Origin of the sequence: Comamonas sp. AG1104 (genome assembly GCF_003350425.1) — a bacterium.
GTDB lineage: Bacteria > Pseudomonadota > Gammaproteobacteria > Burkholderiales > Burkholderiaceae_C > Comamonas > Comamonas testosteroni.
The window spans coordinates 214,525-239,468 of record NZ_QQAS01000001.1 but is presented as its reverse complement, the minus strand read 5'-3'; the positions used below and the strand labels follow the sequence as shown (position 1 = coordinate 239,468).

Here is a 24,944-nt window from a genome sequence, read left to right as displayed (position 1 = left end):
GGATATGAAAAAGCCCGAAGTGCAGGCACTCCGGGCTGATGTGCAAAAGGCCGGGATCGCCCCGGCCTTGCAAAAGCCAAGGCTTATGCAGCCTTCCTTGCAGTTTTGGCCGCAGCCTTCACTGCAGGCTTTGCGGTGGACTTGGCTGCGGCCTTTGTTGCCGGTTTTGTTGCCGGTTTTGTTGCCGCCTTTGTGGCAGGCGTCTTGGCAACGGTCGTGGCTCCGGGCGCCGCAGCCGTCTTCTTGACTGCCGTCTTCTTGGCAACGGGCTTCTTGGCAGCGGGCTTCTTCACCGCAGCCGTCTTCTTCACTGCCACAGCCTTGACGCTTTGCTCGGCCACGCAGTCCGCGTAGTAGCGGACTTCGCCGTTTTCGTCTTCCAGCTCCACCAGACCGTGGATATCGGTCTCGAAGCCCGGGCACTCCTTGGCGAATTCGCGCGCGAACACCAGGTAGTCCACGATCTTCTTGTTGAAGACTTCACCGGGAATCAGCAGCGGAATTCCGGGTGGGTAAGGCGTGACCAGACCCACGGTGGTGCGGCCGACCAGGTGGTCGATTTCCACACGCTCGGTCTTGCGCTGCGCGATATGCGCATAGGCATCCGAGGGCTTCATCGCAGGCTTGAGATCCGACAGATACATCTCGGTCGTCAGGCGTGCAATATCGTACTTGGCATACAGCTCGTGCACGTGCTGGCACAGGTCCTTGAGGCCCATGCGCTCGTAGCGGCGATGCTGCTGGCAGAACTCGGGCAGGATGCGCGCCAGCGGCTGGTTGCGGTCGTAGTCGTCCTTGAACTGCTGCAGCGCGGTCAGCATGGTGTTCCAGCGGCCCTTGGTGATGCCGATGGTGAACATGATGAAGAAGGAATACAGGCCGGTCTTCTCGACCACCACGCCATGCTCGGCCAGGTACTTGGTGACGATGGACGCGGGAATGCCGGTGTCGGCAAAGTCGCCGTCCAGGTCCAGGCCGGGCGTGACGATGGTGGACTTGATGGGGTCCAGCATGTTGAAGCCGTCGGCCAGATCGCCAAAGCCGTGCCAGTTGTCGAACTCCTTGCCGTTCTTCTTGGAGCGGGTCTTGGTCGACGCATCCGTGCCGCGGATGATCCAGTCCTGGGCCGTGCCCACGCCTTCCTCGGCCAGGGCTTCAGGGCCCCAGACCTCGAACCACCAGTCGTCGTCGCCGAACTCGTCTTCCACCTTGCGCATGGCACGGCGGAAGTCCAGCGCCTCGACAATCGACTCTTCCACCAGCGCCGTGCCGCCGGGCGGCTCCATCATGGCGGCAGCCACGTCGCAGCTGGCGATGATGCTGTACTGGGGGCTGGTCGAGGTGTGCATCAGATACGCCTCGTTGAACAGCGGGTGATCCAGCTTCTCGGTCTGGCTGTCCTGCACCAGCACATGCGAGGCCTGGCTGATGCCGGCCAGCAGCTTGTGGATGGACTGGGTGGCATAGACCACCGAGTGCATCGGACGCTTGCGCTTCTTGCCCATGGCGTGATAGCTGCCATAGAAGGGGTGGAAGGCAGCGTGGGGCAGCCAGGCTTCATCGAAGTGCAGATTGGCCACATAGCCGTCCAGCATGCTCTTGATGGTCTCGGTGTTGTAGAGCACGCCGTCGTAGGTGGACTGTGTCAGCGTCAGCACGCGGGGCTTGACGGCCTTGGCATCCACGCCCTTGAGCAGCGGGTTGGCGGCAATCTTGGCCTGGATGGACTCCACGCTGAACTCGCTTTGCGGAATCGGGCCGATGATGCCGAAGTGATTGCGCGTGGGCTTGAGAAACACCGGAATCGCACCCGTCATGATGATCGAGTGCAGGATGGACTTGTGGCAGTTGCGATCCACCACCACCACATCGCCGGGTGCCACGGTGTGGTGCCAGACGATCTTGTTGGAGGTCGATGTGCCATTGGTCACAAAGTAGCAGTGATCGGCATTGAAGATGCGCGCGGCATTGCGCTCGGACTCGCCGATGGCGCCGTTGTGGTCCAGCAGCTGGCCCAGCTCTTCCACGGCATTGCAGACGTCGGCGCGCAGCATGTTCTCACCGTAGAACTGGTGATACATCTGGCCCACGGGGCTCTTGAGAAAGGCCACACCGCCCGAGTGACCGGGGCAGTGCCAGCTGTAGGAGCCGTCTTCGGCGTAGTCCAGCAGTGCCTTGAAAAACGGAGGCTGCACGCTCTCCAGATAGCTCTTGGCTTCGCGGATGATGTGCTTGGCCACGAACTCGGGCGTGTCCTCGAACATGTGAATGAAGCCATGCAGCTCACGCAGAATGTCGTTGGGCAGGTGACGGCTGGTCTTGGTCTCGCCGTAGATATAGATGGGCACCTCCTCATTCTTGCGGCGCACTTCACCGATGAAGTCGCGCAGGCTGTGAATGATGGGGTCCCTGTCGCCGCCGAGCTGGAACTCCTCGTCGTCGATCGACAAAATAAAGGCACTGGCCCGGCTTTGCTGCTGGGCGAACTGCGACAGATCGCCATAACTGGTCACGCCCAGGACTTCAAAGCCCTCTTCTTCAATGGCTTGAGCCAGGGCGCGGATGCCCAGTCCCGAGGTGTTCTCGGAACGATAGTCCTCGTCGATGATGACGATGGGAAAGCGAAACTTCATGAACAGCCTCCGTACCAATCAGGCCTAAAAAACGAAACAGCCGCGAAGTGTAAGGAATATCCTTATTGCGGCTTTGAAACAGGCTGTTTTTAACCCAGAATGTGGTGCACTAAATACAGGCCTTAACAGGAGCTCAGGTATGGATCACTCCACCGCGTGGTGGTTGCTTGTCGGTTTGCTGGTCATTGCGGAGCTGTTGACCGGTACTTTCTATCTCCTCATGCTGGCTCTTGGTGCCATTGCCGGTGCGCTTTGCGCTCACTTCGGCCTGGGCACCAGCAACCAGATCGTCGCCGCAGCCCTGCTGGGCTCGGGTGCCGTCCTCGTCTGCTATCTGCTGCGCAAGCGCAGCCCGCGCAGACTGCCCTCTTCCAGCAATCGCGATGTCAACATGGATGTGGGCGAAACCGTGGTCGTGGAGCAGTGGAACGCCGACGGCACGGCCCAGGTTCGCTATCGCGGAGCCACCTGGACTGTCATGGGACGCCAGGGCGCCCTGCCCATTCCAGGCCCACATCGCGTGGCCGAAGTCATTGGCAACCGCCTTCTGGTTGACAAGATCTGATCATCGGCCAGCCCCGGCATGGTTATGCTGGGCGCTGGAACGCCTCACTCTCTTTCTTCACACCAACGCCCCACAAGGGCTGGAGACAATATGGATTACGCAGTCCCTCTCGCCATCGCCATCATTGCCGTCATCTTCATCGTCCGCTCGATCAAGGTGGTTCCCCAGCAGCATGCATGGGTCAAGGAGCGTCTGGGCAAATACGCAGGCACGCTCACACCCGGCCTGAACTTTCTGATCCCGTTCGTGGATCGCATCGCCTACAAGCACAGCCTCAAGGAAATTCCCCTGGACGTGCCCAGCCAGGTCTGCATCACGCGCGACAACACGCAGCTGACCGTGGACGGCATTCTCTACTTCCAGGTCACCGACCCCATGCGCGCCAGCTATGGCTCGTCCAACTACATCATGGCCGTCACCCAGCTCGCCCAGACCTCGCTGCGCAGCGTGATCGGCAAGCTGGAGCTGGACAAGACCTTTGAAGAGCGCGACATGATCAATGCCCAGGTCGTCAATGCCATCGACGAGGCGGCGCTGAACTGGGGCGTGAAGGTGCTGCGCTACGAAATCAAGGATCTGACACCGCCCGCTGAAATTCTGCGCGCCATGCAGGCCCAGATCACGGCCGAACGCGAAAAGCGTGCCTTGATCGCCGCTTCCGAAGGTCGACGCCAGGAACAGATCAACATCGCCACCGGCGAGCGCGAAGCTTTCATCGCCCGCTCCGAGGGCGAGAAGCAAGCCGCCATCAACAAGGCGCAAGGTGAAGCTGCCGCCATCACCACCGTGGCCGAAGCCACCGGACAGGCGCTGGAGCGCGTGGCCACGGCCATTCGCCAGCCCGGCGGCGAGCAGGCCGTTCAGCTCAAGGTGGCTGAAAGCGCCGTGGAGGCCTACAGCAAGGTGGCTGCGGACTCCAACACCACTCTGGTCATTCCTGCAAACATGACCGAGGTCTCCGGCCTGATTGCTTCCGCCATGAAGATGGTTCAGGTGGGCAAGAGCGCCTGAGCCTGCTCGCTTCACGCGGCATGCAGAAAAGAACTTTCTGCACTTTCATTTTGAGGTCGAAATTTCTGGTTAGAATAGCGGCTTCATCACACGGAGCGGTGGATGAGTGGTTTAAGTCGCACGCCTGGAAAGCGTGTGTGGGTTAATAGCCCACCGCGGGTTCGAATCCCGCCTGCTCCGCCAGATTTTAAAATCAAGTCGACCACACTTGGTTTTTTACTTCAGAAATGAAGTATTTTGGGATCGCTGTGGAGCGGTGGATGAGTGGTTTAAGTCGCACGCCTGGAAAGCGTGTGTGGGTTAATAGCCCACCGCGGGTTCGAATCCCGCCTGCTCCGCCAAATGATAAAAGGCCTTGAAGAAATTCAAGGCCTTTTTTCTTTTTGGCGTATTCGACCGTGGATGCAATTTGAATTCACGGTGCAGCATTAGCACCAAGCACATCCAGCCTGGTACCGGCGAGTGCGAGGGACTGCATGGTCTTGCAAGTCAACAAGCGGTCCTGCTGCCGCCTAAGCGCAAAAAAAAGAGCCAGGACTAGGTCCTGGCTCTTTCGCCTGCAGCGCCGGATTGCTCCCGGCGGCCTCTCTCGCTTGGCGAGCTCGCGTGAAGCGGGTTGACGGGCGGCAAGCCCTGCAACACTCAACCAGCCGCTGGGCCCCAGCCGCCGCCCAAGGCCTTGAACAGCGTGGCCAGGGCCATCTGCCGCTGCGCGCTGACCTCGATCAGTGCCATCTGCTGCGCATAGTCCGTGCGCTGGGCATCCAGATAGCGCAGATGACTGTCCACACCGGCGCGATAGCGCAGCTCGGCCAGCTTGAGCGTATTCGCGCTGGTCTGCACCAGGCGCTGGCGGGCAAGCTCCTCGCGCCTCAGCGTCTCCACGGAGGCCAGTGCATCGCTGACCTCACGGAATGCCGTCTGGATGCTGCGCTCGTAGCTGGCGACCGCCATGTCCTTGCGCAGCTGCGCGATTTCCAGATTGGCGCGGTTGCGGCCGCCATCAAAAATCGGCAGGCTCAGCTGCGGCATGAAGGACCAGGAGCGCTGACCGCCGGCGAACAGATCGGAAAGCTCGGAGCTTGCCGAACCATAGGAGCCCGTGAGCGAGATGCGCGGAAAGAACGCGGCCCGCGCCGCGCCAATGCTTGCATTGCGCGCGCGCAGCTGATATTCGGCGGCGCGGATATCGGGGCGCCGCTCCAGCAGCTCGGACGGCAGACCGGCTCCAATCTCCTGCACCATGGGTTTGACATTCAAATCCACGACAGCCTGCACCACGCCATCGCCCACCAGCCAGTCCAGTGCGTTCGCAGTCTGGCGCAGCTCGCGCTCGAAGCGCTCGACTTCGGCGCGCGCCAGCTCAAGCTGTCCTTGCGCCTCCTGCTCATCCAGACGGCTTGCCGTGCCGGTCTTTCTGCGCTCGCTCATCAGCTGCCACTCCTTCTCGCGCGCCTGCAAGGTACGCAGCGCCAGGGTATGGCGCTGCCGTGCGCTGTCCTGCGCCAGCGAGGCCTGAATCACTTCTGCGATCAGGCTGATCTGCACGCTGCGCGCAGCCTCTTCGGTGGCCAGATACTCCATGAGCGCGGCCTCGGACAGCGAGCGCACACGGCCGAATAGATCGAGCTCGAAAGCCATCAGCCCGAGACCTGCCTGATAGTTGCTCTGCACCCTGGCCGCTCCTGTGCCGCTCAGGTCGGCAGGCAGGCGCTGGCGGTTGCCGCCGGCCTGTGCCTCCAGACCGGGCAGTTGGTCCGCACGCTGCACGCGATAGGCCGCGCGTGCGGTCTGAACATTGAGCAGTGTCTGACGCAGATCGCGGTTGTTGGCCAGTGCCGTTTCGATACGCGAGCGCAGGCGCTCATCGATCACGAAATCCTTCCAGTGCAAGCTCTGCACCGACGCAGCCGAGGCCGATGATGTCGCGCTCCAGGTGCCGGGAATGGGCGCAGCAGGCCTGTCATAGGTCGGTGCAAAAGAGCAGCCGGAGAGCACTGCGGCAATCAGCGTCAGCGCAGCGGTACGCATGGGGTTTCGCCCGTTCATGCGGGTTCTCCTTCGGAGTCTGTGTTTTTTTCCTCCGGCACTGAGCGGCGCTTGCGCCGCAGCGAGAGCACGAAGACAAAGAAGATGGGCACGAACAGCACGCCCAGCAAAGTGGCACTGAGCATGCCGCCGATCACGCCGACGCCGATGGCGGCCTGGCTGGAGGCCCCCGCCCCGGTGGCAAGTGCCAGCGGCACCACCCCCAGAATGAAGGCCAGCGACGTCATCACGATGGGGCGGAAGCGCAAACGGGCTGCCTGCAATGCAGCCTCCGTCAGCGAATGGCCGCGCTCGTGCAGGTCCTTGGCGAACTCCACGATCAGGATGGCGTTCTTGGCCGCCAGGCCGATGATGGTGATCAGACCGACCTTGAAGTACACGTCGTTCGAGAGTCCCAGCGACGAAGTGGCCAGCACCGATCCCAGCGCGCCTATGGGCACGATCAGCATCACGGCTGCTGGAATGCTCCAGCTTTCGTACAGGGCCACGAGCAGCAGGAACACCACCAAGATCGCCAGTGCGAACAGCTTGGGGGCCTGTGCGCCAGCGGCCTTTTCCTGATAGGACAGCGCCGTCCACTCGTAGCCTATGCCGCGCGGCATCTCGCCCAGGATTCGTTCGAGCTCGGCCATGGCCTCACCCGTGGTGTGGCCGGGCTTGGCGTCGCCCGCGATGCGGAAGGCCGGATAGCCGTTGTAGCGCGAGATCTGCACCGGCCCCTGCTCCCATTCCACACTGGCAAACGAGGCCAGCGGCACCTGCTCTCCCTGGGCATTGGGCACATACAGGCGCAGCAGGGCTTCGGGCGTCATGCGCGCGGCCGTGTCGGCCTGCACCACCACGCGCTGCAGGCGTCCGGCATTCGGAAACTCGTTGATCACGGCCGAGCCATAGGCCGTGGACAGCACGGCACTGATGCTGGCGAAGCTCACGCCCTGGGCCTGGGCCTTGCGCCGGTCTATGTCCAGACGCAGCTGCGGCGCATCTTCGAGATTTTCCATCATCGCGTAGGCGATCACTGGCGAGGCATTGGCCTTCTTCAGCAACTCGTCACGCGCGGCAACCAGAGCCTCGCGACCCAGATTGGCGCGGTCCTGCAGACGCAGCGCAAAGCCGCCGGAATTGCCCAGGCCGTCAATGGGTGGCGGGTCCACCGCCATGGCAGCACCGTCGGACAGACTGCCGAAGCGCTGATTGAAGGCCTGGACCTCGTCCCACGACGCCTGACCCTTGCCGCGCAAGGACCAGTCCTTGAGCGTGACGAAGGCCATGGCCGCGTTCTGCCCCATGCCCGAGAAGCTGTAACCCATGAGGAACTCGGCCTGGGCCGTGGCGGGGCGGCTTTGCACATAGGCTTCCATGTCGCGCACCACGGCCTCGGTGCGTGCTTCGGTCGCACCAGGGGGCAGTTGCACGCTGACGATGTAGTAGCCCATGTCTTCATAAGGCACAAAGGACTCGGGCATGCGCGTATAGGCAAAGCCCAGCCCGCCCACGATGGCTGCATAGATCAGCATATAGCGGCCCGTGCGCCTGACCAGACGCTGGTTGAGCAGCGAAAAGCGCTCGGTCAGCTTGGCAAAGTGGCGGTTGAACCAACCGAAGAGGCCTTTCTTCTCCTCGTGGTGATCCTCGGCAACAGGCTTGAGCAGCGTGGCGCACAGCGCTGGCGTGAATGTCAGCGCCAGCAGGCCCGAGAACAGGATGGAGACCGCCAGCGACAGCGAGAACTGACGGTAGATCACGCCCACCGAGCCGCTCATGAAGGCCAAGGGCAGGAACACGGCCACCAGCACCAGCGTGATGCCGACGATGGCCCCCGAGACCTGCTGCATGGCCTTCACCGTGGCGGCCAGCGGCGAGAGGCCCTCCTCGGCCATGAGACGCTCCACGTTCTCCACCACCACGATGGCATCGTCGACCAGAATGCCGATGGCCAGCACCATGCCGAACATGGTCATCATATTGACCGAGAAGCCCAGCGCATACATCACCGCCAGGGTGCCGGCCAGACACACCGGGACCACGATGGTGGGAATCAGCGTATAGCGCAGGTTCTGCAGAAACAGCCACATCACCAGGAACACCAGCACCACGGCCTCGACCAGGGTCTGGATCACCTTGCCGATGGCGACTTCCACAAAGCGCGAGGTGTCGTAGGGCACGGCGTACTGAATATCGTCCGGGAAGTTCTGCGACAGCTCGGCTAGCCTCGCCTTGACCGCCTTGGCGGTCTGCATAGCATTGGCACCAGGTGCCAGTTGCACGGCGGCCGCCACTCCTTTGTGGCCGTCCTCGCGCGAGGCGAAGCTGTAATCGAGCTGGCCGACCTCGAGACGCGCCACATCGGCCAGGTGCACGGCCGAGCCATCGGCCCTGGCCTGCAACACGATCTGACCGAACTCCTCGGGCGAACTCAGCGTTCCCTTGACGGCAATCGTGGCGCTGAGTTCCTGCTCGGACGATCCGGGCTGGCTGCCGAAGCTGCCCGCCGGCACCTGGGCATTCTGCGCGGCAATGGCAGCATTCACGTCCGCCACAGACAGGCCGTAGCCCAGCAGCTTCTGCGGATCGACCCAGACCCGCATGGCGACATCGGCGCCAAAGTACTGCACCTTGCCCACACCGGGCACGCGGCGGATCTCGTTATTGATGTTGCGCACCGCATAGTCGGAGAGGCGGACCTCGTTCTTGCCGCTATCGTCGCCCTTGTAGGTCAGCGAATAGATCAGCAGGAAGTTGGCGCTGGCCTGCTCGACCTGCAGACCCATCTGCATCACCGATGCGGGCAGTCTGGCTTCGGCCTTTTTGATGCGGTTCTGCACCTCGACCTGAGCCAGTGCGGGATCGGTACCAGGCGCGAAGGTGGCCGTGATTTCGGCCAGGCCCGTGGCACCGCTGGACGAGTCGAAGTACAGCAGACCCTTGGTGCCGTTGAGCTCCTCCTCGATGACGCTGGTCACCGACTCCATCACCGTGGTGGCCGATGCCCCCGGATAGGTTGCCGAGATGGAGATCTGCGGCGGAGCCACATTGGGAAACTGCGCCACGGGCAATGCCGGGATTGCCAGCAGGCCGGCAAGCAGGATGAAGATCGCGACCACCCAGGCCAGCTTGGGGCGATCAATAAAAAACCGGGACATTATCTATCCTTGAATAAGGCTTGTCTTTTTGGCATTCAGCGCTTGCAGGACCAGCGCATAGTGCTCATTTCTTTTCCGTAACTTCCGCGTCCTTGACGACGTCGGCGACATTTGCAGCGGCCGCTCTGATCTGCACCTTGGTGCCGGGCGCGGCTGCCGCAAGGCCTCCGACCAACACCCTGGCGTTTTCCTTCAGGCCCTCGGTGATATGCCACTCGGATCCGTACATGGCGCCGGTGCCCACCTTCTGGGACTGCACAATGTTGTGCTCGTCGAGCACCAGCACATGGGCCAGCCCATCACTGCCGCGCTGCACCGCACGCTGAGGAACGAGAATGGCCGCGGGATCCTCACCCAGCCCCAAGTTCACACGCACATACATGCCGGGCAACAGCAAGCCATCCTTGTTGGGGAATTCACCACGCAGCGCAAGCTGGCCGGTGCCGCGATCCACCGTCACATCCGAAAACAGCATGCGTCCCTGGCGCTTCTCGTCCAGGCCATCCGCCACCAGCGTCACGGGAGCACTCCTGTGCGACTGCTCCGCCTTCTGCTGTGAACGCAAGCGCGTGGCCAGCGCTGCGGTCTGGCGGAAATCGGCATAAATGGGGTCGAGCTGCTGTATCACAGCCATCGGTGTGGCCTCCCCCTGGCCGACCAGTGCGCCCTCCGTCACCAGCGCACGGCCGATGCGGCCCGCAATCGGGGCCCTCACCGTCGCATAGTCCAGGTTCAGGCGTGCCGCCTCTACTTCGGCCTGAGCAGATTGGCGCGTGGCCATGGCACTGTGCAGAGCGGCCTTGGCGCTGTCGAAATCCTGGCGGCTTACGGCTTCCTGCGCCACCAGCGGCTCGTAACGACGCACCACGGACTGAGCCTCGGAAAGCGCTGCCTCGGCTCGCGCCAATTCGCCCCGGGCCCGCGACAGCGCCGCGCGCAGCGGTGCTGGGTCGATGTTGAACAGCACCTCACCGGCCTTCACATCGGAGCCCTCTTTGAAGTTACGGCTCAGCACGATGCCCGGCACACGCGCACGCACCTCCGCCACACGCACGGGCTCGATGCGCCCGGGCAGTTCTGCGCTGAGGCTCAGCGCCCTGGGCTTGACGGTCACCACATCCACCAGCGGCAATTCCCGAGGCGGGCCGCCCGCTTCCGACTTGATGCAGCCGCCCAACATCATTGCGGCCGCCAATGCGGCCAGGGCCGGCCAGGCACGCACATTCTGGCTTTTCTTCTTCATGGCTTTTGAGTCTTGTCAAATCTTGAAAGAAGCGCATGATGCATGAAAATATTTTTTGAATCAAATTTGATTCATTAAGACCTATATTGATTCATGGCATTTTGATACCAAGTAAAGTTCCTATCTCAAGCTTTTAGGCTCGCCGCTTGAATCAAAATAGGTTCATCCGTATCCGCCCCAACCGGAGCCAGGAATGACGACAGCCCCTCACGACAACACAGCAATCCTCCCCCCCTTGGCCCTGGCCCTGGTCAACCACCCGCGCGCCACGCTTCAGGAACTGGCCAAGGCCATAGGCATCAGCAAGGCCACCCTCTATCGCTTCTGCCCCACGCGCGATCTGCTGATCAAGCGCCTGCTGGAGCAAAGCCTGCGCACGCTGGACGAGGCTCTGGACGAAGCCCGTATCGAGGAAGGCCCGGTGCTCGAAGCACTCAAGCGCCTCAATGCCAAGCATCTTGAACATCGCGAATTCACGCTGTTCCTGACCTATTACTGGAACGAAGTCGAAAAACCCATGGAGGAAAATGCGATCTGGGAACCCAAGGTCGATGCCTTTTTCCTGCGCGGCCAACAGGAAGGCGTGTTCCGCATCGATTTCAGTGCCGCAACGCTGACCGAGTTATGGCTGGGAACCGTGATCGCGCTCATCGATGGAGAGCGCCGCGGTCGCATCCCTCGCGCTCCGCTGGCACAGCTTGCAGAACAGGCATTTTTGCAGGGAGTCATGCGCCAGGACGCAACGACGACAGCCTGACAAAATCGACCCGGACTGCAGCCTTAACGGCAATGCCTGCCTCCAGCTGCACCATTGCCATGCCGTTCCCCTGCAACGCGAGATCGCGTGCCCTCACACTCGCTTTCACAACCAGACAGTAGCCTAGTCATGATCAGTCACCTCGACCACCTGGTTCTCACCACGGCCAATGAAGCGCAATGCATACGCTTTTACACCGAAGTCCTCGGCATGCGGCTGGAATCCTTCATCGGCGGCACCCCGCCCGTGGAGCGCAAGGCCTTTGTGTTCGGCCAGCAGAAGATCAATCTGCATGTGAAAGGGCGCGAGTTCGAACCCAAGGCTCATACGCCGGTACCCGGAGCTCTGGATCTGTGCTTCCTGGCCTCCGTGCCGCTGGACGAAGTTATCGCGCGTCTGCAGCAGTTGTCGACTCCCATCGCCGAAGGCCCTGTGATGCGCACCGGTGCCACATCCCGAATTCGCTCCATCTATGTGCGTGACCCCGACCTGAACCTCATCGAAATCTCGGAGCCGGTCTAGCTGCCTTCACCCTCGCCCGGGCCAGCCGGGGACCGCGAAAACGGTCCCCGCTTGTCAGGTCAGAGCTGTGCCAAAGCCTTTTTTGCCGGTGCATAGCCTTGCTCTGCGGCGCGCTGCAACCACTCACGAGCCTGCTTGGCATTCTTCTTCACACCCAGACCGTCCCGGTAAAAAGTTCCCAGCGCGTACTGGGCCGGGGCATCTTGCTGCTCGGCGGCCAGACGGTACCACTTCAGCGCCTGAACCAGGCTCTTGCCCACACCCTCACCGTTTTCATACAAGGTGCCCAGGTTGTACTGGGCCTTGGCATAGCCTTGATTGGCTGCCATGGTGAACCACTTGGCGGCCTCGGTGTAGTTGGGTTGCGCAAAGCCCTTGCCCAGATATTGAAAGACACCGACGTTGTACTGGGCCAGAACATTGCCCTTGAGAGCCGAGTTCAGGTTCTCCATGTATTCCATGGACTGCGCAAACTCCGCGGACTTGGGCGACGAAGCGGAGAGTTGCTCCAGCCGCTGCGCCGCCGCTGCATGCTGGTACTTCAGCGCCTGGGTGTAATAGGCAATCGCTTCCTTTTCATTGCGATACTCGCCCTCTCCCTGTTCGAACAGACGGCCCAATTCATAGTAAGCCTCGCCCGAGCCACGGATGGCAACAGCATGCAGCAGCAGCACGGCCCGCTTGTAGTCGGGGTCCACGCCCTGGCCTTCGAAGCAAATCTTTCCCAGCAGTAACTGGGCCTTCTGCACGCCCTTGTCTGCCAGCGGGGCCAGCCATTTCGCGGCTTCGGCATGGTTCTTCTCCACGCCTTCGCCAAGGTAATACATCTCGGCCACCGTGAACTGAGCAAGCACATCGGCTTGCTGGGCCGCCTTCAGATACCAGCGAAACGAGGCCTGCTGATCCTGGGCAACCAGCTCGCCTTTGCGGTAGACAAAGCCCAGGCTATTTTGTGCCGCTGCAGAGCCCTGCTGTGCAGCGCGCTCCAGCCATGCGACACCTCTTGCGGCGTCCTTTTCAACTGCTTCGCCTTTTAGATAAATAGTTCCAAGCAGGTTCTGCGCATCAAGATTTCCAGCGTTTGCAGCCTGATGAATGTATGCCAGGCCTGCCTCAGGATCCTTTTTCACACCCTCGGCCCCCAGTACATAGACCAGACCCAGCAGATACTGAGACGGAGCATGATTGTGCTCGGCGGCCAGGCGCAGCCAGCGCATGGCATCGTCGGCATTCTTTTCCACGCCATTGCCGTAAAGATAGGCCTTTCCCAACTCGTACTGTGCCCCGACATCACCTGTCTTCGCGGCATTGACCGTTTCGCTGGGCTGAGCCTGCGCACAACCCCAAACTGACAGCCAAGCCGACAGCACCAAAGCACCAGACCATCGCGCAAGCATTGCTTCCCCTGTTCACAAAAAAATGTGAGTATATAGAAGCAATACCTTGTCCATAAAGCGTTGACAGCTATCAAAACCATACTGAACCGCCTCAGCATGGAAATGACTGCCGATGGGCTCGTCCTGGACCATCGTCACAGAGCCGCCATGCGCCCGCGCAGTGTCTCTTGCCTCGGGACAGCATTGCTGCTCAAGGCTCGCTCAGACCGGGCAGCACAGAGATCTGCCTGCTCAAACTCTGCCAGCGTGCAACTTGTGCCACATGTTCGCGATATTGCAAACAGTGCGTGAGACCCTGCCCCGACCTTGCGCCCTTGCGGGCAAGCATCTCTTTGGCTCAGGCAGCCATGGGCGTACAAAGCTCCACCACGGTGCCGTCGGGGCAACGCAGATAAGACACCATCTGCCCCCAGGGTTTGGCCGTCGGAGCGGCCATCTCGATGGCGCCTGCGCTCAGCGCGTTCCGATGGGCCTGCAAGACATCCTCCGTGACCAGCGCGATTTCAAATCCCAATGGCTTGGCAGAGCTGTGTGCTTCGACATGACCTCCAGGAAAATTCAACGCGCCCAGCTCATGGGCGGCAAATGCCAGCGTGGTCTGCCCTGTCTCGAGCTCGCCATAGGTTCCGGATTCATGCAGAAAACGCTGTTGTATGCCGAATGCCCGGCCAAAGAATTCCAGCGATGCCGAGACATCCGGGACGTAGATGATTGTGTAACCCAATTTCATGAAGGCATCCTCTCAAAACCCAACCGAACTTGAACGACCGCATCGTTACCGCTCAAGTCCATTGCCTGCATCATCCTACTCAGAAAACGGCAAAGGCCTTGAAACGCTTCAAGGCCTTCCGGGGGCGGTCAGATTCAAGCTTTCATCTATAGCCCCATGCCCAGAATCGAGTTATCTGCATGCAGCTCGCTACCGCTCATGACACTGGACTCGTCGCTGGCCAGGAACAACACCAGCTGCGCGATACGCTCGGGCATATAGGCGCGACCGGCACGGTTGAGCTTGGGGTCATGCAAGACCATTTCCTTGCTCACGCCCTTTGGCAGCGAAGCCTGCATCATGGGCGTATAGATGCCATCGGGATGAATGGAATTGACGCGAATCGCATAGCCTTGCTTGCGACAGTTCAGTGCAGCGGCGCGGGTCAGTGCCGACACGGCGGACTTGCTGGCGCTATAGCCGGCGTATTGCTCTATGGGCAGCCAGCTCGATACCGAGGCCATATTGATGATCGAGCCTCCTGTCTCCTTCATCGCCGCAATGCCCTGCTGGCAACCAATGAAGACTGACTCGGTGTTGATCTTGAGCAGGCGGCTGAAATCCTCCAGACGCCCTGTTTCCATGTCACCAGGCAGCAGGATGCCGGCATTGTTGACCAGCACATTGAGCGTGCCCAGACGCCGCTGCACCGCCGCCATCACAAGCGTCCAGTCCGCCTCGCTGCTCACGTCATGGCGGACAAACATGGAGCGTTCGCCCAGTTCAGCCGCCAGTTGCTGCCCCGCCGCTTCATTGATATCGCTGAATGCGACCTTGGCGCCTTCACCAAGAAGCAGCTTCACCACCTCAAGACCCACACCGCTGGCACCACCAGTGACCAGCGCCACCTTACCCTGCAAACGATTTGTCATCCTCTGTCTCCTCTTGATTTTGTCCAAGCCCTGAACAGGGCATTGCTACGGCCACATAAAAAAGGAGGCGCAAGCGCTTCCTTGCTTGAATGGCAAAAGCCCACAGCCACACAAAGTACGCCACAGGCTGTTTGCCGCATTCATTTTTTAGTTGCCTGCGTTACGCGCCGCTTCGGGCGTAAACATGGCCGCAGTCATATTGCCCTTGTTCAAGACGGGCCCCTGGGGGCGTTCCTGGAACAGGTTGTAGGCCACGTAGCCGCCGGAGTTCAGGTCGTGATAGAAGCTGGTGCCCGCATGCCAGATCCGGGCGTCGAAGGCGTAGTAATGATTGACCACCGCCTGCAGCCACAACTGGCCACGGGCATCGTAGTAATCGCTCATCAGCGCCTGGCCGGTATCTTCATCGAGGAACAGCACGCGCTTGCCGAACATGTGGCGATAGCCATCCTTGAGCGAAGCCTCCAGCACCCAGACACGGCGCAGCTCGTAGCGCATGTAGTCGGGGTTTTCATGACCCGGTTTGAGCAGATCGGCATACTTCACGTTGCTGCCGTGAATCTTGTAGGCGTTGGCCGGCACATAGACTTCCCTCTTGCCCAGCGACTTCCAGTTGTAGCGCTCGGGCGAGCCGTTGAACAGGCGATCGGAGTCAATCGTCAGCTTGCCGCCGGTGCCCGATAGAGGCTGATCGAAACCGTATTCGGGAATCTGGCGCACACGACGTGTGCCGGGGTCATAGCTCCAGCCCAGGCGCTTTTCCTTGCCAAATTCAACCGGCTCGGACACCACGCTGACGCCGCCCTTCTCACGCTCGGGCAGCTTGACTGCATTCATGCCCTGGGACATGGGACTGCTCAGGGGTTGACCTGCGTTGGCCGGGTCGTTGACCTGACTGAAGGCGCGATTGTCGGCACGACCCCAGACGATGCTGCCATCGGCCAGCACATTGGCGTTGTCACGCAGCGTGTGTTCGGTGAAAGCACGCGAAGGCAAGAGATTGTTGAAGGCCAGCTCAAGTCCGTTTCTGGGGAACGGGAAGGGCAGCGCTCCTTTGACAGCACCCGTTGTGCCCTGACCGTCTGCGTTCATCACCGCATCCTGGGCGTTCTTTCGGGCCGCCGCGCAGACGGCATCCGAAAAGCGGAAGTCGCGATGCCCCTGATAGACCGGAATGCGATAGGTCCTGGGGTATTTGGCAAACATGGCCTTCTGGCCCTCGCTCAGGCGCTCGGCATACTGCGCCATATTCTCAGCCGTGATGGTGAGCAACGGCTTTTCACCGGCATAGGGGTCTACCGGGTGCTGACCAGCATGCGGGTTGTATTGAATGCCGGGTGGTGTACCCAGCCATTTCCCTGTGAACTCGGGCACACCACTGGTTGAGCCCGCTTTTTCTCCCCCCGTGCAGGTCAACGACTTGCCCAGCCTGGCCAGTTCATCGGGCGTCGCCTTGGCCCAACCTGCCCCCGCAAACAATACACCTGCAGCCAAGACCACCAGCGAACGGGGGCCCACTCCTAACTTCATGCCTAGTCTCCTTGGATGCATCTGCCATGCATCTACCTGTCATTGAACTTCTCTTATCGTTCTTCTTCCTTGCCGACTCGCAATTGCGAAGCAACGAAATCATTGTTCGACCGTTGGCAAGCGCAAGCATCGTCAATTAGGACTAGCGCAGGCAAACGCCAGCAACAGACACAAAAAAAGCGGGCCATTGGCCCGCTCGGGAAAAGCAGATTTCGTTCAGCGCTTGATGCCAAACACACCCAGCATCTGCTCTGTCTGCTTTTGCATCTGCTCCTGCATCTGGGTGAACATGTTCTGGGACTGCTCCATATAGCTGCCCATCAAGCCCTGCATGGCTTGAGGCTGCATGCTCATGAACTGCTTCCAGGCCTCGGGGTTCATCCCCTGGGGCTGGCCCGCCAGCTTGCTCTGGAAGTCTGTGAACATCTGCACATTCTTTTCGATGTAGCTCCCCATGAAGCCCTGCATGGCATGACCATAGAAGCGGATGATGTTGGCCAGCATGGCCTCGGAGAACATGGGGGCCCCGCCCGCCTCTTCCTCCAGAATGATCTGCAGCAGGATGGAACGCGTCAGGTCTTCATTGGTCTTGGCATCCCTGATGAGCACCGGCTCGCTATCCATGACCAGTTGCTTGACCTCGGCCAGCGTGATGTATGAAGAGGTATTGGTGTCGTAGAGGCGACGATTGGGATACTTCTTGATGATTCGCTGATTCCCCACCTGGACATCACCCTCTTTGCCCTCTTTGTTTTCTTGCATCGCAAGTCCTTTATGTTCTGGGGATCGGCCCCGTCGTCAATTGAGCTATTGCAGTGCAACAGATTTTAGGCAGTGCACAAGCCTCATCGGCAAGCAGTAACCCTGACAAACAAGCTTGTCTGCGCTGCAACAAAGTCGCACCACCGTCACAGCCAGCATCAGGTCTTTGCCATTTATTCACAAAAAACAGTGTGCCGTCTATCGAAATCAAGCTTGCAGAAGGTTTACAGTGCCTGTCGTTGTTTGACGAAAGGCTCAACGGATGATTACCACCAAAACACGCAATGCTGTTTGTCTGACCGCCCTGCTGGCTGCTGCCGGCTTCATGACTGCAGCACAGGCCCAGCCCGATGCTGCTGCGACCGATGCCACCAAGGCTGCTGCTCCGCAGGCAGCTCAGGCAGCACCTGCAGCTCAGGCAGTCCCTGCCAACGTGGACGCCGCTGCCGCAGACGCCGCATTGCGCAAGCGCCTGCAGGCAGTTGTCGCTGCCATGGACGGCAAGTCCAAGCTGGCCGCCAGCAATTTCAACGAAGAGTTCCTCAAGAACTCTCCCATCGACACCGTGCAGAAAGCCCTGGACTCCGTGCGCACCGGCGTCGGCAGCTGCCAGACGGTCGGCCGCATGGAAAGCTCCACACCTCTGGCCACCAGCGTGCTGCTGAGTTGCACCAAGGGCTTTGTGCCCATGGAACTGGCGGTCGAGCCCAAGGCTCCTTACCGTATTTCAGGCATTTTGCTGCGCCCGGCATTCTGGAAATAAGCGCTTTTGCCAACAAAAGATGGAGCCGGGAGGCTCCATTTTTCGTTGAGACCGCCACAAACTCAGATCACCACAGGCTCGGGTTCCAGGCGAATGCCAAAGCGTTCGTAGACACTGGTCTGGATTGCCCCGGCCAGTGTCATCACCTCGCCGCCGGTCACACTGGCGTCGGTGCTGTGGCGATCTCCTCGATTGACCAGTACCAGCGCCTGCTTGTCGTAGACACCCGCCCGGCCCATGGTCTTGCCTTTCCAGCCGCAGGCATCGATCAGCCAGCCGGCCGCCAGCTTGATGGAGCCGTCATCCATGGGATAGTGAACGATCTTGGGCTCGCGCGCGATGATGTCCGCGCATTGCTCGGTCGTCACCGTGGGGTTCTTGAAAAAGCTGCCCGCATTGCCGATGACTTCGGGGTCCGGCAGCTTGGCACGGCGGATCTCGCAGACCCATTCAAAGATCTGCTGCGCGCTCGGCTGCTCTATGCCTTTTTCCGCCTGCTTGCGCTGCAGATCGAGATAGCCCAGATCCGGTTGCCAGCTCTTGGGCAGCGCCAGACGCACCCGGGTGATCACCGCCCGCCCCTTGAGGCCCAGGCCGCGAGGGACAGCCGTCGAGCCCGTCACGGGCCAGTACTTGGGCTGAGCGGGTGCATGCTTGAACACCGAGTCACGGTAACCAAAGGCACATTGCGCAGCATTGAGGCTGAACTGTTCGCCGGTGACCAGATCGATCGCGTCCAGGGAGTCGAAACGATCCTGCAGTTCCAGCCCGTACGCGCCGATGTTCTGCACCGGGGCCGCGCCTACCGTGCCTGGAATCAGGGCCATGTTCTCAAGGCCTGTATAGCCCTGGGCCAGCGTCCATGCCACCATATCGTGCCAACGCTCACCGGCGCCGATCTCGACAATCCAGTGCTTGTCGGTTTCGCGCAGCAGCCTCATGCCCATGATTTCCATCTTGAGCACCACGGGGGCCACGTCGCCCGTGAGCACCACATTGCTGCCACCGCCAAGGACGAACACAGGCTGCCGTCCCCATAGCGGGTCGGCGAGGAACTGGCGGATATCGTCCTGGCTACGAATGCGCACCAGTGTTTCGGCGCGCGCGGCAATGCCAAAGGTGTTGCAATGCTGCAGGGGAACATTTTTCTCGACTAACATCCATCCAATTGTCGCACTGCGCCTGCTCTGCTGCTGGCAAGCAGCACATCACGGCCGGCGCACTGTGGCTGTTTACCGCTCTGATACTGATAGGAATTACACATGCCTTCTTTTGACACTGTTTGCGAAGCCGATTTCGTCGAAGTGAAGAACGCCGTTGACAACGCCACCAAGGAAATTGGCACCCGTTTCGACTTCAAGGGCACATCGGCCGCCGTCGAACTCAAGGACAAGGAAATCACCATTTACGGCGATGCCGAGTTCCAGCTGCAGCAAGTCGAAGACCTGCTGCGCAACAAGCTGACCAAGCGCAATGTGGACGTGCGCTTCCTGGACATCCAGAAGGCACAGAAGATTGGCGGCGACAAGGTCAAGCAGCTCATCAAGGTCAAGAACGGCATCGAGTCCGAGCTGGCCAAGAAGATCCAGAAGCTGATGAAGGAAAGCAAACTCAAGGTGCAGGCTGCCATTCAGGAAGAGAAGGTCCGCATCACCGGAGCCAAGCGTGACGATCTGCAGGCGGCCATGGCATTGATCCGCAAGGATCTGGCCGACCACCCTCTGTCGTTCAACAACTTCCGCGATTGAATGAAGCCCCCCCTGCGCAGCTTCACTGCCTGCTCCTGTGCCGCCGTTCGGCGCATGGGTCTTGCGCTGTCGGTCGGTCTGGCCGCTGGCGGCGCCTGGGGGCAGTCCGTGGCCCTGACCGGCGTGCTGGGCAGCAAGGCCTTGCTGGTCATTGATGGCAGCGCCCCCAAGGCGCTGGCCGTCAACGAAAGCCACAAGGACGTGCGCCTGCTGCAGATCAGCGGCGACTCCGCTGTGGTGGATATCAAGGGCCAGCGCCAGACTGTGCACCTGGGAGCAGCTCCGGTCAGCATAGGCAGCCGGGGCGGCATTGGTGGTGCAGCACGCTCGGGCCGGCTGGTCCTGATCGCCGACTCGCGCGGCCATTTCGTCGATCGTGGCTATATCAATGGCAAAACCATGCAGTACATGGTGGACACCGGCGCCAGCACCATTGCCATAGGCCGAGCCGATGCCGATCGCATGGGCCTGCCCTACGAGCAGGGTGTCCCCGTCCTGATGCGCACGGCCAACGGCACTGCCCAGGGCTGGCGCATCAAGCTCGAGAGCGTCAAACTGGGCGACATGGAGGTCTACGACATAGAGGCCGTCGTTGCCCCCCAGTCCATGCCCTATGTGCTGCTGGGCAACAGTCTGCTGACCCGGTTTCAGATGACCCGCAAGGGCAATGAGATGGTTCTCGAAAAGAACTGAACCCGCCTCACGCCCATGCAAGCACGCTACGACGACCCCTACGAAGACCTGCTGGGCCTATGGTCGGATCTGGAGGCCGCACTCGCGGTTTTGCTGACCGAGCCGCTGCGCATTCCCGGCTTTGCCATCAAGCTGCACCAGCTCGATCTATGGTTGCAGGACCTCATCACGCAGGACAGCGATGCCGCGCTGTATCTGATGTTTCAGCGTGCCAGCTCGACAACAGTAGGCTACAGCCCGTCTCACGCCGTGGTCTGCGCGGGCCTGTGCCATATCCTTGCCAAGGAGCTTGAGCTGCCTCAATCGGAGCGCGACACGCTGATCCGGGCCGCTCTGACCATGAACATCGGCATGACCGCGCTGCAAAACCAGCTGGCCGAGCAACGTACGCCGCTGAGCGGCCAGCAGGCCGAAGCCGTCAAGCAGCACCCCGCAGAGGGCCGCCTGATGCTGGAGAGGCTGATGGTGCGTGACCCGCTCTGGCTGGACACCGTGCAATACCACCATGTGGTGCTGCAGCCCGCGCCGCTGGCACAGTTGCAGCCGCTGGAGCGTCTGGTGCGCATTCTGGGCACGGTAGACCGTTATGCGGCCCTGATCAGCCCGCGCAAGACCCGTAGCGGCCGCTCGGCCACCGAGTCTTTGCAAGTGCTGCAGCAGGGTGGCCAATACGCCGATGAGGTCATGCAGGCCTTGATCGATGTCGCGGGCCTGTACCCGCCCGGCACCTATGTACAGCTAGGCAACGGCGAGGTGGCCGTGGTGCTGCGCTGCGGAAAGAGTCTGGAAGAACCCGAGATTGCCAGCGTGATCGACCGTGACGGCCACAGCATGTACCCACCCATCTTGCATCTGGACGGGCGCAGGCCGGCCATCACCTCCGCGCTGGCACGTTCGTCGCTGACGCTGGACCTGGACCTGCGCTCCATGGCACAGCTGGGCATTCACAGTGCACGCGGCAATGCCAAGCTGTATCGCATGGTGAAGCTGCCAGGCAGCAGACGCTGACCCTTTCTAAACGCCTTGTGCAGTGATCAGGCCGGCATGGTGGCCACGCGTGAACGCCTCTTCCAGCACCGAATAGCCGGCCCAGTCCGAATGCGCAAAGCTCAGCCGCGCCGTCGCAGGCGTGGGCAGGCTCTGCACTCGCTCCCCATTCAGTAGCAGATTACGCTTGCTGGAACTGAACTTGACGGCTATTTCGCTCAATACCTGCTGATCACCAGGGCGCGGAATCGCCATCGCATGGCCATAGCGAGTGATTTCCATGCGTGTGGCATGCTGCAGCAAGTCTGGGTGCGGCTCGCTCAGCGTGTTCACGATGCGCTCGCGCCAGAAGGCAAACGGCTGCTGCATCAATTGCCTGCGCCCATCGGCCCAGTCACCCAGCGCCTGGTAGTAACTCAGCACCGTTGGCTGGCGGCGTATGCGGTCCAGCCGCTGATTGCCCGCATCCACATAGCCCAGGCCTCCTGCATTGCCGTCGCGGTAGAGCACATTGTCCCAGGCGGGCTCGGCGCCAGGGTAGTCGGCCAGCGGCCGGTCGATATGGATATTCGCCACCAGCCAGGGCGCCCAGTCCAGGCGGGCCGTCACGGCACGCAGAAAATCGGGCGCATTGCGCAGCACTCTTGCGGCCACAAAGCTGGGCAGCGCCACCACGCAATGTCGCGCCAGCCAGCGTTCATGCTGCTGGCGGCCGTGGTGATAGACATCGATCTGCACGCCACCCGCGTCCTCGGTGACGGCGAGCACGCTGCAATCGGTCTGCAGCTGCGTGGCTTTCAGCCCCGCCACCAGTTGCTGCGCCAGCCAGCCATTGCCCTGCGGCCAGGTCAGCACCTGCTCGCCGTCCGCTTCGCTCTCATGCTCGGACTGCGGACGCGGCGCGTGGAAACCATGGCGGCTGGCGAAATAGTGAATCCCCGCCCAGGCCGAGACGCGGCTCAGACCGGCACCGAAATCATCCCGGCAGCTGTAGTCCAGATACCAGAGCAGACGCTCGTCATCAAGGCCCTGCGTCGCCAGCCATTGGTCGAAACGCTGTGCATCGAGCACCGCATGAGAGGCAGGTAGACCCGCTTCGCGCTGCCAGACACGGATCGATGGCATGGCAAAGGCCGCCGCCCGAGCCGCTGCCTCGACCTGCTTTTCAAACAGTGCATATTGCTCCAGCGTGCGCTGGCTCACGCCCTGCACGGGCAGCAGTCCCTCATGCCAGCCGCCCTGCCAGTACAAGCGCTCCTGCGGGCTGTGGCAAAGATAGCGCTCGTCGTAGCGCCAGCGGCCCGCCAAGCGCTGGCGCACGCCCAGCTCCTCCAGCCAGTCCTGCACCTCATGGGCATCGTCGCCGGGCACGGGCAGATAGTGTGCGCCCAGCGGGCAGGCAATGCCCTTGACTTGCCCAGCCTGGCTGTTGCCTCCCATGGCAGCCTGGGTATCGAGCAAGGCTGCGCCCTGAACACCAGCCAGTTCCAGCGCGCGCGCCGCCGCCAGCCCGGCCATGCCCCCGCCCGCAATCACGACCGGCGCCCGGTGCACCACGGCAGGTGCGGGCAGCTCCAGCCCCTGCTCCAGGCGCTGCCAGAAAGGGCGCAGGCCATGACCGCGCTCCAGCGCCACGCCACTGAAGCCACCTGGCAGATCTTCCAGCCTGGGCTGCTCCTGCCTGCAGCCGGCCAGGCCGGCCGCACCCACAGCGCCCAGGGCGCCCAGGGTGCCGACAGCCGCCCGCTTGAGCCAGTCACGCCGGTGCAGATAGTCCGGCATCAATGCTCCACCTTGCCCCACTCGCGCTCATAGGTGTTGACCAGCACCTGATTGGACAGGCGATTCACCTCCGTCGGCACGCGCGCCATATCGAGAGGGAAGTCAAACATCAGGCGCAGCGTGGGCAGGGTCAGAAAACGCATGCCAGCGGGCAAGGCCCCGGGTTCGCGCCAGGGACGATGGCTGGCCAGCACAAAGCCCCATTCGCCAAAACTGGGCACATGCACGTGATAGGGCTTGGCCGTCAGACCCACGGACTCCACGGTCTGCACCACGGTCCAGAAGCTCTGGCGCGCGATCAGCGGCGAGGTGGTCTGAATCACGGCGTAGCCGCTGGCCGCCAGACGCTTGTCCAGCAGCGAATAAAAACTGTTGGTAAACAGCTTGCCGATGGCGAAATTGGTGGGATCGGGAAAATCCACCACGATCACATCGAAAGTCTCCGTGCTTTGCTGCAGCCAGTGAAACGCATCGGTATTGACGATGCTCACACGGGCGTCGTTGAGCGCATTGCCATTGAGCGCCGTCATCATGGCATTGCTCTTGAACAGATCGGTCATGGCCGGGTCCAGCTCCACCAGCACCACGGACTCCACGCCGGGGTACTTGAGCACCTCGCGCACGGCCATGCCGTCGCCGCCACCCAGCACCGCCACCTTCTTCGGTGCGCCATGTGCGGCCATGGCGGGGTGGACCAGCGCTTCGTGATAGCGGTACTCGTCGCTCTGGGCAAACTGCAGATTGCCGTTCAGGTACAGGCGCGCGCCCTGGCGTCCCTGGGTCACCACAATGCGCTGGTAGGGCGAGCTGCTGCTCAGCACGATGCGATCCTGGTAGAAATGGTCGTCGGCCAGCCGGGTCAGCTGATCCGCGCCCGCGATGCCGCCGCCCAGCGCAAGCAGCACCAGCGCGCAGGCCCAGGCATGGGCACGCAGATTGCGCAGTTCATGCTTGAACAGCACCAGGGCCCAGACGGCGATGGCCGCATTCATGAAGCCGAACAGCAGACCGGTGCGCACCAGCCCCAGCTTGGGCACCAGCACGATGGGAAACGCCAGCGACACAGCCAGAGCCCCCAGATAGTCGAAGGTCAGCACCTTGGAGACCAGATCCTTGAGCGATGCATTGCGCTTCAAGATGCGCATCACCAGCGGGATCTCCAGCCCCACCAGCGTGCCCACCACCATCACCATGCCGTAGAGCAGAAAGCGGAACGCGCCCGGCGCATAGGCATTGGCCAGAAACAGCACGGCCGGCAAGGCTCCGCCGACCAGCGCCACCATCAGCTCCACGCGCAGAAAATGCGCAGGCAGCTGATCTTCGAAATAGCGCGACAGCCACGAACCTATGCCCATGGCAAACAGGTAGGTGCCGATGATGGTGGAGAACTGCAGCACCGAATCGCCGAGCAGATAGGACGCCAGCGCGCCTGCTGCCAGCTCATAGAGCAGACCGCAGGCCGCAATCACGAACACGCTGGCCAGCAGCGCCACATCAATGGGCCGAGGCCCCTGGCCAGCGCTGTCCTGCTCGGCCACCATCGAAGTCATCAAAGGTACTTTCTATCTAGTTCAGCAAACCATCGGCCTGCACTCCTCAGGAATCAGCACTTCCCATTGGGCTCTGAAGCTCAGACCCGGGGCGCGCGGCAAACGAGGGACAGCCAGCAAGCGCCGCCGCGCAGCGATGCGGTCGTCCCCCTCCCGCGTAGCGAGAGA

At 61.4% G+C, this 24,944-nt stretch carries 20 protein-coding genes and 2 tRNA genes; 10 read left to right on the top strand and 12 right to left on the bottom strand.

Annotated elements, in window-relative coordinates; translation table 11 throughout:
• Window positions 1-83: 83 nt before the first annotated feature.
• A complete protein-coding gene (locus DFO48_RS01090; protein ID WP_114862289.1) occupies window positions 84-2,633 on the bottom strand; it encodes an arginine/lysine/ornithine decarboxylase in 2,550 nt (849 codons plus the stop codon).
• 139 nt (window positions 2,634-2,772) lie between these two features.
• Here DFO48_RS01090 and DFO48_RS01085 point away from each other — a divergent pair, with 139 nt between their 5' ends.
• The 4 genes from DFO48_RS01085 (at window position 2,773) to DFO48_RS01070 (ending at window position 4,550) form a co-directional block, all read left to right on the top strand.
• Window positions 2,773-3,198 carry an NfeD family protein gene (locus DFO48_RS01085; protein ID WP_114862288.1) on the top strand — a complete coding sequence of 142 codons (426 nt, stop codon included), beginning with the start codon at window positions 2,773-2,775 and terminating at the stop codon, window positions 3,196-3,198.
• Between the two features lie 90 nt (window positions 3,199-3,288).
• On the top strand, window positions 3,289-4,209 hold the full coding sequence (locus tag DFO48_RS01080) for an SPFH domain-containing protein (RefSeq protein ID WP_003063190.1): 921 nt from the start codon (window positions 3,289-3,291) through the stop codon (window positions 4,207-4,209).
• A gap of 92 nt (window positions 4,210-4,301) precedes the next feature.
• Window positions 4,302-4,392: transfer RNA gene (locus DFO48_RS01075), tRNA-Ser, on the top strand.
• Window positions 4,393-4,459: 67 nt separating this feature from the next.
• Window positions 4,460-4,550 (top strand) — tRNA-Ser (locus DFO48_RS01070).
• A gap of 301 nt (window positions 4,551-4,851) precedes the next feature.
• Here DFO48_RS01070 and DFO48_RS01065 read toward each other — a convergent pair.
• The 3 genes from DFO48_RS01065 to DFO48_RS01055 form a co-directional block, all read right to left on the bottom strand.
• Complete coding sequence (locus DFO48_RS01065) at window positions 4,852-6,258, bottom strand: efflux transporter outer membrane subunit (RefSeq protein ID WP_114862287.1); 1,407 nt, start codon at window positions 6,256-6,258, stop codon at window positions 4,852-4,854.
• Entirely contained in the window at window positions 6,255-9,401 is a 3,147-nt protein-coding gene (locus DFO48_RS01060) for an efflux RND transporter permease subunit (protein ID WP_114862286.1), read from the bottom strand. The genes DFO48_RS01065 and DFO48_RS01060 overlap by 4 nt, the downstream gene beginning before the upstream one ends.
• Window positions 9,402-9,465: 64 nt before the next feature.
• Window positions 9,466-10,644, bottom strand: coding sequence for an efflux RND transporter periplasmic adaptor subunit (locus DFO48_RS01055; protein ID WP_114862285.1), 1,179 nt, complete (start codon window positions 10,642-10,644; stop codon window positions 9,466-9,468).
• 193 nt (window positions 10,645-10,837) lie between these two features.
• Here DFO48_RS01055 and DFO48_RS01050 point away from each other — a divergent pair, with 193 nt between their 5' ends.
• Both DFO48_RS01050 and DFO48_RS01045 read left to right on the top strand, forming a co-directional pair.
• Window positions 10,838-11,401 carry a TetR/AcrR family transcriptional regulator gene (locus DFO48_RS01050; RefSeq protein WP_114862284.1) on the top strand — a complete coding sequence of 188 codons (564 nt, stop codon included), beginning with the start codon at window positions 10,838-10,840 and terminating at the stop codon, window positions 11,399-11,401.
• 129 nt (window positions 11,402-11,530) lie between these two features.
• On the top strand, window positions 11,531-11,923 hold the full coding sequence (locus tag DFO48_RS01045) for a VOC family protein (protein WP_114862283.1): 393 nt from the start codon (window positions 11,531-11,533) through the stop codon (window positions 11,921-11,923).
• A 59-nt stretch (window positions 11,924-11,982) separates the two neighbouring features.
• Here the strand turns inward: DFO48_RS01045 and DFO48_RS01040 are convergent, their stop codons facing one another.
• From DFO48_RS01040 to phaR, 5 genes are all read right to left on the bottom strand, one after another.
• Window positions 11,983-13,194, bottom strand: coding sequence for a tetratricopeptide repeat protein (locus tag DFO48_RS01040; protein ID WP_233506263.1), 1,212 nt, complete (start codon window positions 13,192-13,194; stop codon window positions 11,983-11,985).
• Window positions 13,195-13,657: 463 nt separating this feature from the next.
• A complete protein-coding gene (locus DFO48_RS01035) occupies window positions 13,658-14,050 on the bottom strand; it encodes a VOC family protein (RefSeq protein ID WP_003080539.1) in 393 nt (130 codons plus the stop codon).
• A gap of 146 nt (window positions 14,051-14,196) precedes the next feature.
• Window positions 14,197-14,961: an SDR family oxidoreductase gene (locus tag DFO48_RS01030; protein ID WP_114862281.1), complete on the bottom strand. Its 765-nt coding sequence runs from the start codon at window positions 14,959-14,961 to the stop codon at window positions 14,197-14,199.
• 147 nt (window positions 14,962-15,108) lie between these two features.
• Window positions 15,109-16,491, bottom strand: a complete 1,383-nt coding sequence (locus DFO48_RS01025) for a DUF1329 domain-containing protein (protein ID WP_114862280.1) — start codon at window positions 16,489-16,491, stop codon at window positions 15,109-15,111.
• A 216-nt stretch (window positions 16,492-16,707) separates the two neighbouring features.
• A complete protein-coding gene (phaR, locus tag DFO48_RS01020) occupies window positions 16,708-17,253 on the bottom strand; it encodes a polyhydroxyalkanoate synthesis repressor PhaR (protein ID WP_003080546.1) in 546 nt (181 codons plus the stop codon).
• A gap of 262 nt (window positions 17,254-17,515) precedes the next feature.
• Between phaR and DFO48_RS01015 the strand changes: the two genes are divergently transcribed.
• Complete coding sequence (locus DFO48_RS01015; RefSeq protein ID WP_003080548.1) at window positions 17,516-18,016, top strand: hypothetical protein; 501 nt, start codon at window positions 17,516-17,518, stop codon at window positions 18,014-18,016.
• Between the two features lie 62 nt (window positions 18,017-18,078).
• Here the strand turns inward: DFO48_RS01015 and murB are convergent, their stop codons facing one another.
• On the bottom strand, window positions 18,079-19,176 hold the full coding sequence (gene murB / locus DFO48_RS01010; protein WP_003080551.1) for a UDP-N-acetylmuramate dehydrogenase: 1,098 nt from the start codon (window positions 19,174-19,176) through the stop codon (window positions 18,079-18,081).
• A 102-nt stretch (window positions 19,177-19,278) separates the two neighbouring features.
• Between murB and DFO48_RS01005 the strand changes: the two genes are divergently transcribed.
• Genes DFO48_RS01005 through DFO48_RS00995 form a run of 3 tightly spaced genes read left to right on the top strand, consistent with a single transcriptional unit; the run spans window position 19,279 to window position 21,465 of the window.
• Window positions 19,279-19,764, top strand: a complete 486-nt coding sequence (locus DFO48_RS01005) for a YajQ family cyclic di-GMP-binding protein (protein ID WP_003063225.1) — start codon at window positions 19,279-19,281, stop codon at window positions 19,762-19,764.
• 54 nt (window positions 19,765-19,818) lie between these two features.
• The gene (locus DFO48_RS01000; protein ID WP_233506320.1) at window positions 19,819-20,457 is read left to right on the top strand and encodes a TIGR02281 family clan AA aspartic protease; all 639 of its coding nucleotides are present in this window, start codon (window positions 19,819-19,821) and stop codon (window positions 20,455-20,457) included.
• Between the two features lie 15 nt (window positions 20,458-20,472).
• Window positions 20,473-21,465, top strand: coding sequence for an HD-GYP domain-containing protein (locus DFO48_RS00995; protein WP_114862279.1), 993 nt, complete (start codon window positions 20,473-20,475; stop codon window positions 21,463-21,465).
• Window positions 21,466-21,471: 6 nt separating this feature from the next.
• On the opposite strand, the gene DFO48_RS00990 is transcribed toward DFO48_RS00995, so the two are convergent.
• Window positions 21,472-23,226: an NAD(P)-binding protein gene (locus DFO48_RS00990; protein ID WP_114862278.1), complete on the bottom strand. Its 1,755-nt coding sequence runs from the start codon at window positions 23,224-23,226 to the stop codon at window positions 21,472-21,474.
• A complete protein-coding gene (locus tag DFO48_RS00985) occupies window positions 23,226-24,776 on the bottom strand; it encodes a polyamine aminopropyltransferase (protein WP_003080558.1) in 1,551 nt (516 codons plus the stop codon). Before DFO48_RS00985 ends, DFO48_RS00990 begins: the two co-directional genes overlap by 1 nt.
• Window positions 24,777-24,944: the final 168 nt, after the last annotated feature.